The organism is Xanthobacter sp. YC-JY1, from assembly GCF_021730305.1.
In the GTDB taxonomy this organism is placed as follows: domain Bacteria; phylum Pseudomonadota; class Alphaproteobacteria; order Rhizobiales; family Xanthobacteraceae; genus Xanthobacter; species Xanthobacter flavus.
In genome coordinates this window covers 965,588-981,053 of the sequence record NZ_CP032674.1, presented here as the reverse complement: position 1 = coordinate 981,053, position 15,466 = coordinate 965,588, and the positions used below count along the sequence as shown (strand labels likewise).

The window sequence follows — 15,466 nt, the reverse complement described above, 5'->3', positions numbered from 1 at the left end:
CGAGGAGCGAGCGACCGTGTCCCCTGAAGGCCACATCCTGATTGTCGACGATGACGCCGAGATCCGTCGGCTCGCCGGTAAGTTCCTGCGTGAGCACGGGCACAAGGTGACGTCGGCGCAGGATGCCCGCGAGATGCGGGAGGCGATGGCCGCCGGCCCCGTGGACCTCATCATTCTCGACATCATGCTGCCGGGCGTCAGCGGCCTCGATCTGTGCCGGGATCTGCGCCGTAGCTCCAACGTCCCCATCATCATGCTCACCGCGCGCGGGAGCGACGTGGACCGGATCGTCGGGCTGGAGCTGGGCGCCGACGACTACCTCGCGAAGCCGTTCAACCCGCGCGAGCTGCTCGCGCGCATCCACGCCGTCCTGCGGCGGACACGGCCCTCGGACACGGTCCCCACTGCCACCGGTTCGAGCCTGAAGTTCTCCGGCTGGACGCTCGACGCCCGCCGGCGGGAACTGACCAATCCAGAAGGCGCGGTGGTGGACCTTTCCACTGGGGAATACGACTTGCTGCTGACCTTCCTCGAGCACCCCCAGCGGGTGCTTAACCGCGATCAGCTGATGGACGCCGCCAAGAACCGCACCGCCACGGGCTTCGATCGCGCCATCGACATCCAGGTGAGCCGGTTGCGCAAGAAGCTCGAGTCCCACGGGAGCCTGGAGATGGTGAAGACGGTGCGCGGCGCGGGCTATTTCTTCGCCCCGGAGGTGGAGCGCTCGTGATCCGTGCCCTCGACAGCCTCGCCATGCGTACCGCCGTGGTCGCGGTGTTGGGCATCGTCGTGGTGCATGTGCTCAGCCTGTGGACCTACGAGCACGCCATGGAGCGCCAGCGCCACGCCGCCCACGCGGTGCGCCTCGCGGACCAACTGGTCTCCCTGCGCCGGTCGCTTGCGGCCGTGGCGCCGGAAAGCCGCGAGGATGTGGCCCACGATCTGTCTGGCGGCGCCATCGACGCGCATTGGAGCCGGGAGGCGATGGCCGCGGCCGGCGCCCGCGCCCGCGCCACCGAAGCCGCCCAGCGCCTCGCCGAGGAAGTTCGCGCCTTGGCGCCCGAGCTTCAGGCCGGCGACGTGCTGGTGAGTGCCGGGGCCGATCCGCATCTCAGTCTCGTGGCGGTGCGGCTGCCGGACGGCAGCTGGCTCAACGCCCGCCTGTTCGCCTCCGCCCCGCAGGCGCCGGGGGCGCATGGATCCCTGCTCTCCACCACGCTCATGGCGGCGGGCGTGCTGCTGCTCTCGCTCGCCATCGCCGCGTGGCTCACCCGCCCGCTCCGGGCCATGGCGCGCACGGTTGCGGCCCTGCCGCCCGCCGCCCCCCTCGTGCGGCTCCCCGAGACCGGCCCCAAAGAAGTTCGCGAGCTGGCCCATGCGTTCAACGGCATGCAGGCGCGCATCGCCGGACTGGTGGAGCGTCGCACGCAGGCCCTGGCCGCCGTCTCCCACGATTTGCGCACGCCCATGACGCGGCTGCGCTTCCGCCTGGAGGATGTGAACGATCCGCCGTTGCGCCACGCCATGGCCGAGGACATCGCGGAAATGGAGCAGATGGTGGATGCCACCCTCTCCTACCTGCGCGGCGAGGCCAGCGACGAGCCGGTGCGGCCGCTCGATCTGGTGGCGCTGGTGGAGAACATCGTGGACGGAGCGCGGGACCGGGGCCTTTGCGCCGATCTCTCCGCCCCGCCGCGCCTCGTGGTGGCGGGACGGCTCGTGAGCCTGAAGCGGATGGTGTCCAACCTCGTCGAGAATGCCCTCACGTATGGCGGCTCCGCCCATGTGACGCTCACGGACGAGGGCGCCGCAGCCGCGCTGGCGGTGCGCGACCACGGCCCCGGCATTCCCGAGGAGCAACTGGCCGCCGTGCTGGAGCCGTTCGTCCGGCTTGAGGCCTCGCGCAGCCGCGCGACCGGCGGCGTCGGGCTCGGCCTCACCATCGCGCGCACCGTGGCCGAGGCGCATGGCGGCACTCTGACCCTCGCCAACGCTCCCGATGGCGGACTGATCGTGACGGTGCGCCTGCCCAAGGTCCAGGCTGAAACAAACTGATACAGAAGCGATACGCGGCGTGACGCGCCGCCCGCTATCACTCACCCGTACCGGCATCACGAGCGGACGGGTTGAGGCATGGGGCGCCATTTCTTGCGGAACGTCGTGTTCGGCCTGTGCGGGCTTCTCGCCTGCGCAGCGCTGTCCGGCCCCGCTGCGGCCCATGAAGGCCATGACCATGGGGCGCCACCGCCCCCCCAGGTGACGACCCTTGCCCCGCGCGTCGAGGCCGCCTCCTCCGATTTCGAACTGGTGGCGGTGCTGCGCGACGGCATCTTGACGATCTATCTCGACCGCTTCGCCGACAATGCTCCGGTGGAGGGCCCCGCCGTCGAGGTGGACACGCCGGAAGGCTCGCAGCCCGCAAACCCCGCCGGGCCGGGTACCTATGTGTTGCCCGCGCCGTTCGCGACGACGCCGGGCGCGCACGATATCGCCTTCACCGTCACGGCAGGCGACACGGTGGACGTGCTTGCCGGCACCCTGACCATTGGGCCGGCAGTACCTTCATCCGATGCGAGGCCGCCCGCGCCGGCGACGCTGGCGCTGATCGGCGGGGCACCGTCCGGCGCGCTCGCGGGCGTTGCGGCGGGCCTCCTCATCGGTTTCCTCACCGGGGCGCTTGTCGTGTCGCGGCGGCGGGTGGGGGCGCTCCTGGTCCTTGGGGCGGTCGGCCTCGCGCTTGCCGGAGCACGTGACGCCCGGGCGGACGCGCCGAAGCCCGCTCCGCGCGACATGGCACAGCGCCTCCCCGACGGCTCGGTGATCGTGCCCAAACCGACCCAGCGCATTCTCGGCGTGCGCACGCTCGTCACTGCTTCGGGCGCCTTCGCCGGCACGGTGGAATTGCCCGGCCGCGTGGTGCCGGACGCCAATGCGAGCGGCCTCGTGCAGAGCGCTGTGGGCGGCCGCCTCGCGCCACCCGAGGGCGGCTTCAAGCCACTCGGAACCAAGGTCGCTGCGGGCGAAATCCTCGCCTACGTGCATCCGCCCATCGGCGCCTCCGACCTCAAGGACCTGGAGCAGCAGGGCTACGAGCTGGATCAGCAGATCGCTCTCGTGAAGCGCCGCTACGAGCGGCTTTCCGCGATTCCCAACGCCGTCACCCGCCGCGAGGTGGAGGAGGCGGAAATCGAGCTGAACGGCCTCAAGACCCGCCGCACCAAGCTGGAGCGGGTGCAGCGCGAGCCGGAAGCCCTTCGTGCCCCAGTCGCCGGTGTCATCGCTGCCGCCGATGCCGTGGCGGGGCAGATGGCGGACCCGAACACCGTGGTGTTCCGCATCGTCGATCCCGGCCGGCTGTGGGTGGAGGCTCTCGGCTTCTCGCCGGATGCGGGCCGATCGGGCGCCACCGGCCGCCTGCCGAACGGGCGCACCGTGGACCTCGCCTTTCTGGGGGCGGGACTATCCGAACGCGCGCAGGCGCTCCCCCTCCTGTTCTCGGTCGCCTCGGATACCGGGGAGCTGCGCCCAGGCCAGTTCCTGACGGTATTCGCCGAGGCCGGCGCCCCGCGCATTGGCATCGCGATCCCCCGCTCTGCGGTGGTGCGCGGGGCGAACGGCCAATCCATCGTCTATGCGCACGTCAGTGCCGAGCGCTTCGTCTCCTTGGAGGTGAAGACCGCGCCCCTCGACGCCGCCCGCATGCTGGTTCTGGCGGGTCTCTCTCCCGGCCAGCGCGTGGTCACCGATGGCGCCGAGCTCATCGACCAGATTCGCTGAGGCCGGCCGATGTTCACCGTCCTCGTCACCCAATCCTTGCGCAACCGCCTGCTGGTGCTCGCACTCGCGCTCGTGCTGGTGGTCTACGGTGCCTACGCGGTGACGCGGCTGCCGGTGGACGTGCTGCCAGACCTCAACCGCCCCACCGTCACCATCATGACCGAGGCCGAGGGCCTGGCGCCGGCAGAGGTGGAACAGCTCGTCACCTTCCCGCTGGAGACCGCGGTGAACGGCCTGCCGGGCCTCATCCGCCTGCGCTCGGCGTCCGGCGTGGGCCTTTCCGTCGTCTATGCGGAGTTCGACTTCGGCACGGACATCTTCCGCAATCGCCAGCAGATCGCGGAACGCCTCGCCCTCGTGCGGGACCGGCTTCCTGCGAACGTCGCTCCACAGATGGGGCCCATCAGCTCCATCATGGGGCAGATCCTGATGTTCGCCCTCACCAGCGACACCGCCTCGCCCATGGCGATGCGGGAGGCGGCGGACTTCGTCATCCGCCCGCGCCTTCTCGCCATTCCCGGTGTTGCGCAGGTCATCCCCTTGGGCGGCGAGGTGCGGCAGTTCCGCGTCGCGCCGGACCTTGCTGCGATGCGCGCCCATGGCATCACCCTCGATGCCCTGGAAAAGGCGCTCCAGCAATTCGGCACCAATTCGGGCGGCGGCTTCACCGACCAAAACGGGCGTGAGTTCCTGATCCGGAACATCGCGCGCACGCTCGGCCTCGATGACCTGAAAAACCTCGTGCTGCCCCGCCCGGCGGGAGGCAACGTCTTCCTCCACCAGATCGCGCAGGTGGACTATGCCGCGCGGCTGAAGCGCGGCGATGCCGGCTATATGGGGCGCCCGGCAGTGATCCTCTCGGTGGAAAAACAGCCGGAGGCCGACACCCTCGCCTTGACCCGCGCGGTGGAGGAGGCGGTGGCCGATCTCAACCGCACGCTACCCGACGGCATCCGCATCTCCCCGCCCGTGTTCCGGCAGGCCGACTTCATCGCCGCCTCCATCGGCAACGTCGAGAAGGTGCTGATGGAAGCCATGGCGGTGGTTGCGGTGGTGCTGTTCGCCTTCCTTCTCAACTGGCGCACCACCGTGATCTCGCTCACCGCCATCCCGGTGTCGATCCTCGCCACGGCCATCGTGTTCCACGCCTTCGGCCTCTCCATCAACACCATGACGCTGGGCGGCCTCGCCATCGCCATCGGCGAGCTGGTGGACGATGCCGTGGTGGACGTGGAGAACATCTTCCGGCGTTTACGCGAGAATGCCGCCGCCCCGGCGCCCCGCCCCGTGTTCGACGTGGTGGTGGCGGCGAGCCGAGAGGTGCGCTCGGGCATCGTCTACGCGACACTCATCATCGTGCTGGTGTTCGTGCCCCTGTTCGCGCTGCCCGGCATCGAGGGGCGGCTGTTCGCCCCGCTGGGGCAGGCCTACATCGTTTCCATCCTCGCAAGCCTTCTCACCTCCATCACCCTGACGCCGGTGCTCGCCTTCTACCTGCTCCCGGCCATCAGCCGGCATACGGAGCGGGACGGCGCGCTGGTGCGCATGCTGAAGCGTGGCTACGCAGCCCTGCTCGCCACCGCCTTCCGCCACCAGCGACTGGTGATGGGCGTGACTGCGCTCCTTTTCATCGCCGCGCTGGCCGCCGCCGCGGGCCTGCCGCGCGCGTTCCTGCCGCCGTTCAACGAGGGTTCGCTGACCATCTCCATGTCGTTCCGGCCCGGCCTTTCGCTGGCCGAGAGCCATCGCATGGGGCTCATGGCCGAAAAGATCATCCTTGAGGTGCCGGAGGTGAAGGCGGTGGGCCGACGCACCGGCCGGGCCGAACTGGACGAGCATGCGGAGGGCGTGCACGCCTCCGAGATCGAGGTCGACCTTCAGCCCTCCGTCCGCAGCCGCGCGGAGATCACCGCCGATATCCGCGACCGGCTCTCTATCCTGCCCGCCTCCTTCAATGTGGGCCAGCCCATCTCCCACCGGCTGGACCACATGCTCTCCGGCGTCAGGGCCGAGATCGCCTTGAAGCTGTTCGGCGACGACCTCGACACCCTGCGCGCCACGGCCGAAACCCTGCGCCAGCGTCTGGCCGCCATTCCCGGCCTCGCGGACCTGCAGGTGGAGCGGCAGGTGCGCGTGCCCGAAGTCACCGTGCAGGTGGATTATGGCCGCGCCGCCCTTTACGGCCTCCAGCCCGCCCAGGTGACGGACGCGCTGGCGCGGCTCTCGAACGGTCGCGTGGTCTCGACCCTCGTGGACGGCAACCGCCGATTCGACCTGATCGTCCGCCTCCCCGACGCAACGCGGAGCGCCGAGGGCCTGGCCCGCCTCCTCATCGAGACCCCCACCGGCTGGGTTCCCCTCTCGCAGGTGGCGGACGTGAAGGAGACGGACGGGCCGAACCAGATCCTGCGCGAGGGTGGGCGCCGGCGCATCGTAGTGCTGGCCAATACCTCCGGAGGCCGCGACACGGCGGCCATCATCGCCGACATGCGCCGCGTCATCGCCGCGACAGACCTGCCGCCCGGCATCTCTGCAAGTCTTGAGGGCACATTCGCGGCGCAGGAAGACTCCATGCGCACCATCGGCGGCCTCGCCGCGGTGTCGCTGCTGCTGGTCTTCGCCATCCTCTACAGCCGCTATCGTTCTGCGCTGTTCGCGCTCGTCATCATGGGCAGCGTGCCACTGGCACTCATCGGCGCTGTTACGGCGCTGTGGCTCGCCGGGCAGCCGCTCTCGGTGGCCAGCATGATCGGCTTCGTCACGCTCACCGGCATCGCCGCGCGCAACGGCATCCTGAAGATCAGCCACATCATCAATCTCGCCATATCCGAGGGCCTGCCCTTCGGCCCGGCCCTCGTCATGCGCGGGAGCCTTGAGCGGCTGACCCCGGTGCTGATGACCGCCACGTCCGCCGGCATCGCCCTGCTGCCGCTCATGAGCGGGGCGGAAGTGCCGGGCAAGGAGATCCTCCACCCCGTCGCGATCACGATTTTCGGCGGCCTCGTCAGCGCCACGCTGCTCGACGCCGTGCTCACCCCCGTCCTCGTCCTCGGCTTCGGCCGCCGCCCGCTGGAGCGGCTGGTGGCCGCGGCCGGCGAGGCTTCTTCCCTTGCCGGCGCCGCCCGCGCGGACGCCTTCTGACGGAGCCTGCCATGATTTTCCGCCGCCTCGTTCCTGCCCTCCTCGCTGTCACCCTCTCGGCCACGCCGTTGCTCGCGCACGAGCCCGGCACCGGCGCCAATGGCGGTGTGCGGGTGGATGCCGGCCACTATCACGCCGAGCTGGTGGCCGACGGCACGCCCGCCGTCGCGCTCTATCTCAGTGATGGATCCGACAAGCCCGTCGCGGCCGCGGGCTTCAAGGCGAACGCGATCCTCGTGGTGGAGGGCAAGGCCCAGCGCTTTCCCCTGTCTCCCGCCGGAGGCAACCGGCTTGCCGGCACCGCAGCCGTGGCCATTCCCAAGGGGGTGAAGGGCGCCGTCCAGATCACGGCTCCGGATGGCTCCTCCGCTCAGGCCAAATACTGAAACCCACATGAAGCGCGCCTCGCCTCGTCTGCCCGGCGATGCCTCCGAGAGGCCTACCATGACCCGACCAATGCCAATTCCCCGGCTCTCCCGCCGCGCCTTCCTCGCGGGCGGTGCCGCCGCGGGCGCGCTCGCTGTTTCCGGCGGGTGGAACCGCGCCTTCGCAGCCCCGCTCCTGACCGTCGAGAGCCTCACCCTCGACGTGAACGGCAAAGCCGCCAAGGTTTTCGCGGTAAAGGGGCCGGCCGGCGAGGGCATCTTCGCCAGAGAGGGCGACCGCCTCTCCGGCGCCGTGCTCAACGCCTCCGACACCCCGGCAGTGATGCACTGGCACGGCCAGATCTTCGCCCCGCCGGACCAGGACCGGGCCCGCCCCGACGGCGGCGAGTTGGGGCCCGGCGGGACGGACCAGGTGGATTTCCCGCTCACGCCCGGCACCCACTGGATGCATTCCCACACCCTGAGCGAACAGCAACTGCTCGCCGCTCCCCTCGTCACCCGCGAGGCCGACGCCGGCGACGCGCAGGACGTGGTGGTGATGCTGCACGACTTCTCCTTCCGCAGCCCGCAGGAGATCCTCGCCGGGCTCGGCGGGAGCAGCGCCCATGGCAGCCACGGCATGGGCGGGACCATGCAGGGCATGCCGGGGATGGCCATGCCGGGAATGAACCATTCCGGGCATGGCATGAGCGGCATGGGCGGCGGGATGATGACCCACGCCAATGATGTGGACTACGACGCCTTCCTCGCCAACCGCCGCACCCTCGGCGATCCCGACGTGGTGCGGGTGGAGAAGGGCGGACGGGTGCGGCTGCGCATCATCAATGGCGGTACCGCCACCGCCTTCTTCATCTCGGCACCGGGCCTCTCGCCGCGCTGCATCGCGGTCGATGGCGTGCCCTGCGCGCCTCTTCTGGCGGAAGCCTTTCCGCTGGCGCAGGGCCAGCGCATAGACTTGATGGTGGAAATACCCGCCGGTGGCGGCGCCTTCCCCGTGCTGGCGCAGGTTGAGGCCTCGCCGCGCCGCACCGGCCTCGTCCTCGCGACCGCCGGCGCGTCCGTCCCGCGCATCCCCGAGGCCGCCGAGCGTCCACAGGGGCTGCTCGACCTCGACTTCGAGGCGCGCCTTTCCGCCCGCACGCCGCTCGTGCGGCGGAGGGCCGACAAGGTCTTTCCGATCATGCTTGGAGAGGAGGCCGGCTACCGCTGGACCATCAACGGGCGGACCCATGCCGAGGCCGAGCCCTTTGTTGTGAGCCCTGGAGAGCGGGTGGAAATGACCTTCATGAACCCCACTGGCATGAGCCATCCCATGCACCTGCACGGTCATCATTTCCAGGTGGTCGGCTTAGGTGGGAAGCGCTTCCCCGGGGCGGTGCGCGACACGGTGATGGTGCCCCCGCACATGCCCGTAACCATCGCCTTCGACGCCGGACCGAAGGGCGAATGGTTCCTCCATTGCCACCACCTCTATCACATGGCCACCGGCATGATGGCGGTGCTGAAGGTGGCCTGATCCTGCAGAGGAGAGACCGTCATGCACTACGATCAGATGATGAGCGGCGGCATGTGGGGGATGTGGCTCTTCGGCCTCCTCATCCTGGCCCTTGTCGTGCTCGGCATCGCCGCGCTCATCAAGTATCTCAGGCGCTGAGGCGAAGCACTGCCCGGACAGGATAGGGGCGCCTCGTGAAGCTCGGTATCGTCTTTGCCCTCATCTCGGCTGGACTGTTCGGCGCGAGCACGCCGCTCGCCAAGCTGCTTCTCGGCGCCGTCGACCCGTGGATGATGGCCGGCCTGCTCTATCTCGGAGCAGGCGCTGGCCTCGCCGCCGTCCACCTGTCCCGGGCCGCGCTCCGGCTGCCGGCGGTGGAGGCGCCGCTGCGGCAGACCGATTTGCCCTGGCTCGCGCTGGTGATCCTCACAGGCGGCGTCCTCGGCCCGCTGCTGCTCATGTTCGGCCTCGCCCGGACCGATGGCGCGAGCGCCTCCCTTCTGCTCAATCTGGAAGGTGTGGCGACCATGGTCATCGCCTGGATCGCCTTCCGCGAGAATGTGGACAGGCGCCTCCTTCTGGGCGCGCTCGCCATCCTCGCCGGCGCGGCGCTGCTGTCATGGCAGGGCCGGGCGACGCTCGACCTCGGCGCCGTACTAATCGCCGGCGCCTGCCTGTGCTGGGGCATCGACAACAACCTCACCCGAAGGCTCTCCTCTGCCGACCCCGTGCAGATCGCCATGCTGAAGGGCCTGATCGCCGGAACCATCAACCTGGTGATCGCGCTCGGCCACGGGGCGGCCTTCCCTTCTGCCGGGGCCGTAGCCGCGGCTGCCGTGGTCGGCTTCTTCGGCTATGGCGTCAGCCTCGCCCTGTTCGTGCTCGCACTGCGCCATCTCGGCACAGCGCGCACCGGCGCCTATTTCTCGCTCGCGCCATTCGTGGGCGCGGAGCTCGCCATCGTCCTGCTCGGCGAGGCCATTACGTCCCAGCTGGTGATCGCGGGCCTCTTTATGGCGCTCGGCCTCTGGCTGCACCTCTCCGAGCAGCATGAGCACGAGCACGCCCACGAGGCGCTGGAGCACGAACACCGCCACCGCCACGACGCTCACCACCAACACGCCCACGATGCGGGCATCCCGGCCGGCGAGCCGCACAGCCATCGGCACCGGCACACGCCGATGGTGCACCGGCATCCGCATTACCCCGACATCCACCATAGGCACGGACACGGCGTGTGACGTCTGCGACAGGGTCGCGCGCGGATCGCCGGTCCGTCTGATCTGGCATCAATAGGCTTCCGCGATTGCCCCTTGAGGCGCCAGCCTTAATCCCGTCCCGCTTATGGCGGCTCGTGCCTTCAAACACCGCAATCGCCGTGGCGCAACTCGGCCGCTTCGTCGGGCCGCGGACGGCGCCCGTCATCATCGATGTTCGCCGACTACGTCTTCGCCGGTTCGCGATCCGCGTTGCCTTCCAGCATGTGGTGAGCGTGGACTGGCACAGCCATCGGGCCGGACCCACCCGTGCTCACCTCCATCGACGAGCGTTGGCGATGACCGGAGATGGCCCGACGGCACGACTATGCCTTCCCGCGACCTGTCGGGCGTGAAATTATCTTTTTTGGATTTAGGTGGCGCGCCGGGGAAGATTCGAACTCCCGACCCCCAGATTCGTAGTCTGGTGCTCTATCCAGCTGAGCTACCGGCGCCTATGCCCTGGACCGGCGAACCGGTCGGGAAAGCGGGGAGCTTTCCGGGGCGTTCGCGGCTTGGAATTCCGCGAGGCCCGTCTGCTACCCCTTTTTATCGGAGGGTGCAAGGCCCCTGTCCTGCATCACGCACGAGGCGGGCCGGAAACAGCGCGCCTTGTGGAAAACTCGCACCCATTACGCACGGATGCGTTCGCGCCGGTGGTGCCGGCTTTCCGGCTGGTCGGGGATGGTGATGCGGAAGGCGGTGCCGATCTTGGTGTCGAGCAGGTGGATGTGGCCGCCGTGCGCCCGCACCAGTTCGTCGGCGATGGGCAGGCCGAGCCCGGTGCCGCCGCGCCGCGCGGAGGAGACGAAGGCCTCGAACAGATGCTCCCGCCGCGCCGGGGGAATGCCGGGACCGGTATCGCTGAGATCGATCTCCACCACCGGCCCCTTGCGGCGGGCGCGGACGCGAATCTGGTCGCGCTCGGGATCGAGCGGGGCGCGCGCCTCCAGCGCCTGGAGGGCGTTGCGGGTGATGTTGAGGATCACCCGGAACAGTTGGTCGGGATCCGCATCGGCGGTCAGGCCGCGCTCCACGTCCACGACCCAGCCGACCCCCGCGCTGCCGCCAGCCGAGAGGCCGAGGGTCTCGCGCACTTCCTCGAACAGATGGGCGAGCTCCACATCCCGCCGCTCCGGCAGGGGCTCCTTGGCGCGACCGTAGGAGAGGGTCTGCTCGCAATAATGGATGGCGCGGTCGAGGGCGGCGAGCAGCTTCGGCGCAAAGCGCTGCACGGTCGGGTCCGGCACCGAGGCAAGGCGATCCGAGAGCAGCTGCGCCGAGGACAACAGATTGCGCAGATCGTGGTTGATCTTGGACACGGCGAGGCCGAGCGCCGCGAGGTGGCTCTTCTGATGCAGGGTGTGGGAGAGCGCGCGCTGCAGTTCCTCAAGCGCCTCCTCGGCGGTGCCGATCTCGTCGGAGCGGCCGGAGGGCACGATGATGCGGGAGGCATCCTCCGGATCCTCGCGGAAGGCCGACATGCGCTCGGTGAGGCGGCGCATGGGGCGCACGAACAGCCAGTTGAGGCTCACATAGACCAGCACGCCCGCCGCCACCGCGACGGCAAGCGAGATCAGCAGCACCGTGGCCGCAAAGCGCAGCAGCGCGGCGCGCAGCGGGGTCTCGCTGAGCACGATCTCGATGAAGTCCGCCCCCCGCGGCGGCTCGCCGACGATGCGCAGGATGCGTCCATTGTCGGCGATGAGCGTGTCGAAGGCGTCATGCACCGCGCTCCAGAGCGTGGTCTCGCGCATGTCGATATGCACGTCCGCTTCCGGGGGCATGTCGGAGGCGGCGAGCAGGCGCCGGGTGCCTTCCCGCTTCACCACGATCACCTTGGCGCCCACGCTGTCGAGCAGCTCCCGGGTCATATCGACAGTCACGCCATCCTGCGGCGCGGCGTCGAGCACAAGGGCGGCGGTACGGGCGGCGGCGAGGCGGTCGGACAGCCAGGCGATGCGGTAGTTGGCGATGGTCGGCACCAGCACGGCGATCTCCGCCGTGGCCACCACCGCCACCGTCAAAGCGAGCAGCTTTGCCGACAAGCCGAGGCTCCACCGGGTGCGCTTGGGCGCCGGTGCCTCCTCGGGCTTATGGCTCCTCGGCTCGAACATCGTATCTGATACGGGGGGAAGGCCCGTCCCGGATCCCTCGGGCCCATTGCACGAAGGGATCAGCGTTAAGACATAGGCAACCATCGGGGAACCGGCCAGAGCAACCTCAATTTGAGGTAAACGGCCGAAACGGCAGCGCTTTCGCTTGCCTGCCCGTCACTGCACGGGCGCGGGGCTTGTGCCCTACTCTTCCTCGCCGAAACGGCCGCTGACGAGGGTGCCGAGGGCTTCGAGCACGTCGGACGCCTCCCGGCCGGTGGCGGTGACGGTGACGCAGGTGCCGGGGCCGGCGGCGAGCATCATCAGGCCCATGATGGAATTACCGCCCACCGCCTCGCCGCTGCGGCACACCGTGACCATGGCGTCGAAGCGCTCCACGGTCTGCACGAACTTGGCGGAGGCACGAGCGTGGAGGCCGCGCTTGTTGATGATGGGAAGAACGCGCACCAGCGCTTCGGGTGCGATAGGCCGGCCGCAGGCGATGGCGGGATCGTCGGAACAGCCGCCCGCCTCGCAACTGGCGTCGGCGAACAGCTCAGTTACCGGAGAGGACGCGGCTTGCGACATTGATGTATTTCCTACCGGCTTCCTGGGCGACGTCCACGGCCTGGGCCAGCGGCATCTCCCCACGCACCTTGGCGAGCTTGACCAGCATGGGCAGGTTGATGCCCGCGACCACCTCGACGTCGGGCGTGTTCATCACCGAAATCGCGAGGTTCGAGGGCGTTCCGCCGAACATGTCGGTGAGGATCACCACCCCGTCGCCGGTGCGCACGCGATCCACCGCCTCGATGATGTCCTGACGCCGCCGCTCCATGTCGTCTTCTGGACCGATGGTGACAGCGGCGATCTGGGCCTGCGGGCCCATCACGTGCTCCAGAGCGGAGCAGAATTCGTCTGCCAGACGGCCGTGTGTGACGAGGACGAGACCGATCATGCTTCCTCCGCCCTCACCTCCCCCTGATGAAGGCCTCCCGCGCTGCGGGACGGCCATATTCAGAGCGGCTCAAAAATTACGCAAGGGGTGCAACGCACAAAAGCACATTTAGTTTTCGTAAGCTCGAGTTTTGAGAATGCAAGCGATTATGACAGGTGCCAAGGCCAAGGCAGAGATTGGAGTCCTCGGGATTTCAATGCCTTGAATTTGCTCCTGAAGCTCGGCCGCATCCGGCATGCGCGCCGTTTCCGGTGCCGAGAGATCGACCACATGCCGCACTGCGACGTAAGCGCGATGGGGCATCCGCCGCACACCAATACCGCGCAACTCGATGAGCCCTGCAAGCAAAGGCGGCGGCCGAGCGATCAGGATACCATTCTCGGCCGTGAGCACCACCCGATCGTCCGCGACCAGCTCGGCCGGCGGGAGGGCGCGGGGGCCATCGAGGATGAGGCTCAGGGCCAGCGTGGATTTGCCGGAGCCTGACGGACCACGGATGAGGAGCCCCACGTCCCCCACGGCGACGCAGCTGGCATGGATGGTGGGCGGTGCGGCCCCGGTCACGATCAGCCGGTGGGCAGGCGCACGACAAAGCGGGCGCCGGTGACATGGGGGGTGCCGTCGGGATCGGTGGCGGTGCGGTTCTCGGCCCAGATGCGCCCGCCGTGGGCCTCGACGATCTGCCGCGAAATGGAGAGGCCGAGGCCGGAATTCTGGCCGAAGCCCTGGTGCGGGCGATCCGTGTAGAAGCGCTCGAAGATGCGCGAGAGGGCATCGGGGCGGATGCCCGGCCCATCGTCGTCGACCATGATCTCGGCCCCGTCCTTGAGGCGGCGGCAGGTGACGCGCACCGAGCCGCCCTGCGGCGAGAAGGAGCGGGCGTTGGACACGAGATTGTCCACCACCTGGCCGAGGCGCGAGGAATGACCGGCGATGTTGTAGTCCTGCGGCGCTCCGGCCGCGCGATCAAAGGAGAGGGAGACGCTGACGCCGTCGTCCTTGCGCACGTCCTGGGCGAGGCCCACCACCATCTCCAGAAGCTGCTTCAGGTCCACCGTCACGGCTTCCTGCCGCTGCAGCTCGGCGTCGAGGCGACTGGCGTCGGAAATGTCGGAGATCAGGCGGTCGAGGCGCTTCACGTCGTGCTGGATCACCTCCAGCAGGCGCGAGCGGGAGGAATCGGTCTTGGCGAGCGGCAGCGTTTCCACCGCGCTGCGCAGGGAGGTGAGCGGATTCTTCAATTCGTGCGCCACGTCCGCCGCGAAGCTCTCGATGGCCTCGATGCGGTTGTAGAGCGCGCTCGTCATGTCGCGCAGGGCGCCGGAGAGGTGGCCGATCTCGTCGGCGCGGGCGGTGAAATCGGGAATTTCCACGCGGGTCTTGATGCGCCGCCGCACCCGCTCCGCCGCGGCGGCGAGCTTGCGCACGGGATCGGCGATGGTGCCGGCGAGCAGCACGGAGAGCAGCACCATCACCGCCGCCGCCACCAGGAAGACGCGGACGATGACGAAGCGTTCGGCCTTCACCGCCGCATCGATCTCACCGCTCTGGGTGGAGAGCAGCAGCACGCCGAGAATGGCGCGGAAGCGCTGGATGGGGACGGCGACCGAGACCACCACCTGCCCGCGCTCATCCACCCGCACCTCGCTGGCCTTGGTGCCGAGCGCCGCGGAGGCGACCTCCGGATAGTTCTTGCCGGACTGCGGCCCCATCTCGCGGTAAAGTGGCAGATCGCCACGGCCGAGCCAGAGCTGGACGCCGAGCCAGGCGCGCTCCAGGAAGCCGGGCTTGGGCTCGTTGGGCGAGGGCAGGTCGAAGCGCAGGATCTCGCCGCGGGAATAGAGCGAGCGGGAATCCAGCAGCAGCTGGCCTTCCCGATCATAGATGCGGGCGCGGGTCCGGGTTGGGCCGACGAGGCGACGCAGCACCGGGGCGACACGCTCGGGATTGATGGGGAATTCCAGCGGCGCGAAGCCGTCCTCGGGGCCGTAGCTCTCGCCCGCCTGCAATTCCAGCAGGCGATCGGGGTCGAGCGTGATGGCGTTGGTCTCGACCTGCGCCGAGGAGGCGATGGCGGCGGCGATGATCTCGCCCTGCACCAAAAGGCTCTGGATGCGCGCGTCGATGAGGCCGGAGCGGAATTCCGAGAGATAGAGGATGCCGGAGACCAGCGCGCACAGGCCGGCGAGATTCAGGAGCACGATGCGCCGCGTGAGCGACGAGAAGCCCTTGAACGCCACGAAGCGGCGCACGCGCCGAACGGTGGCGAGAATGCCCGCCGGCTCGCTCGGGCGCTCCAGCGGCGCTTCGTTGGTCTCGACCGTCATTTGGTGCCGAACCTGCCGCGCGCGGCCCGG

At 69.1% G+C, this 15,466-nt stretch carries 12 protein-coding genes and 1 tRNA gene; 7 read left to right on the top strand and 6 right to left on the bottom strand.

What is annotated here, in order from left to right:
* Positions 1-16: 16 nt before the first annotated feature.
* The 7 genes from D7006_RS04575 (at position 17) to D7006_RS04545 (ending at position 10,040) form a co-directional block, all read left to right on the top strand.
* Positions 17-730, top strand: coding sequence for a response regulator (locus D7006_RS04575; protein WP_237355716.1), 714 nt, complete (start codon positions 17-19; stop codon positions 728-730).
* A complete protein-coding gene (locus D7006_RS04570) occupies positions 727-2,055 on the top strand; it encodes an ATP-binding protein (protein WP_237355715.1) in 1,329 nt (442 codons plus the stop codon). Before D7006_RS04575 ends, D7006_RS04570 begins: the two co-directional genes overlap by 4 nt.
* Positions 2,056-2,133: 78 nt before the next feature.
* Positions 2,134-3,777 (top strand): HlyD family efflux transporter periplasmic adaptor subunit, encoded by a 1,644-nt coding sequence (locus tag D7006_RS04565; protein ID WP_237355714.1) that lies wholly within the window; start codon positions 2,134-2,136, stop codon positions 3,775-3,777.
* A 9-nt stretch (positions 3,778-3,786) separates the two neighbouring features.
* The gene (locus D7006_RS04560) at positions 3,787-6,918 is read left to right on the top strand and encodes an efflux RND transporter permease subunit (protein ID WP_237355713.1); all 3,132 of its coding nucleotides are present in this window, start codon (positions 3,787-3,789) and stop codon (positions 6,916-6,918) included.
* Positions 6,919-6,929: 11 nt separating this feature from the next.
* Positions 6,930-7,304: a hypothetical protein gene (locus D7006_RS04555; RefSeq protein WP_229643638.1), complete on the top strand. Its 375-nt coding sequence runs from the start codon at positions 6,930-6,932 to the stop codon at positions 7,302-7,304.
* Between the two features lie 58 nt (positions 7,305-7,362).
* The gene (locus D7006_RS04550) at positions 7,363-8,820 is read left to right on the top strand and encodes a multicopper oxidase family protein (RefSeq protein ID WP_237355712.1); all 1,458 of its coding nucleotides are present in this window, start codon (positions 7,363-7,365) and stop codon (positions 8,818-8,820) included.
* A gap of 173 nt (positions 8,821-8,993) precedes the next feature.
* Complete coding sequence (locus D7006_RS04545) at positions 8,994-10,040, top strand: DMT family transporter (protein WP_237355711.1); 1,047 nt, start codon at positions 8,994-8,996, stop codon at positions 10,038-10,040.
* Positions 10,041-10,433: 393 nt separating this feature from the next.
* Here the strand turns inward: D7006_RS04545 and D7006_RS04540 are convergent.
* The 6 genes from D7006_RS04540 to D7006_RS04515 all read right to left on the bottom strand — a co-directional run bounded on the left by D7006_RS04540 (position 10,434) and on the right by D7006_RS04515 (position 15,436).
* Positions 10,434-10,510, bottom strand: a tRNA-Arg gene (locus D7006_RS04540).
* Between the two features lie 177 nt (positions 10,511-10,687).
* On the bottom strand, positions 10,688-12,172 hold the full coding sequence (locus D7006_RS04535) for an ATP-binding protein (RefSeq protein ID WP_169124464.1): 1,485 nt from the start codon (positions 12,170-12,172) through the stop codon (positions 10,688-10,690).
* 183 nt (positions 12,173-12,355) lie between these two features.
* Positions 12,356-12,739 carry an HPr family phosphocarrier protein gene (locus D7006_RS04530; protein WP_371745036.1) on the bottom strand — a complete coding sequence of 128 codons (384 nt, stop codon included), beginning with the start codon at positions 12,737-12,739 and terminating at the stop codon, positions 12,356-12,358.
* Positions 12,708-13,109: a PTS sugar transporter subunit IIA gene (locus tag D7006_RS04525; protein ID WP_024277703.1), complete on the bottom strand. Its 402-nt coding sequence runs from the start codon at positions 13,107-13,109 to the stop codon at positions 12,708-12,710. The genes D7006_RS04530 and D7006_RS04525 overlap by 32 nt, the downstream gene beginning before the upstream one ends.
* A gap of 108 nt (positions 13,110-13,217) precedes the next feature.
* On the bottom strand, positions 13,218-13,619 hold the full coding sequence (locus tag D7006_RS04520) for an HPr kinase/phosphorylase (protein WP_237355710.1): 402 nt from the start codon (positions 13,617-13,619) through the stop codon (positions 13,218-13,220).
* A gap of 56 nt (positions 13,620-13,675) precedes the next feature.
* Positions 13,676-15,436, bottom strand: coding sequence for a sensor histidine kinase (locus D7006_RS04515; protein ID WP_237355709.1), 1,761 nt, complete (start codon positions 15,434-15,436; stop codon positions 13,676-13,678).
* Positions 15,437-15,466 lie beyond the last annotated feature (30 nt).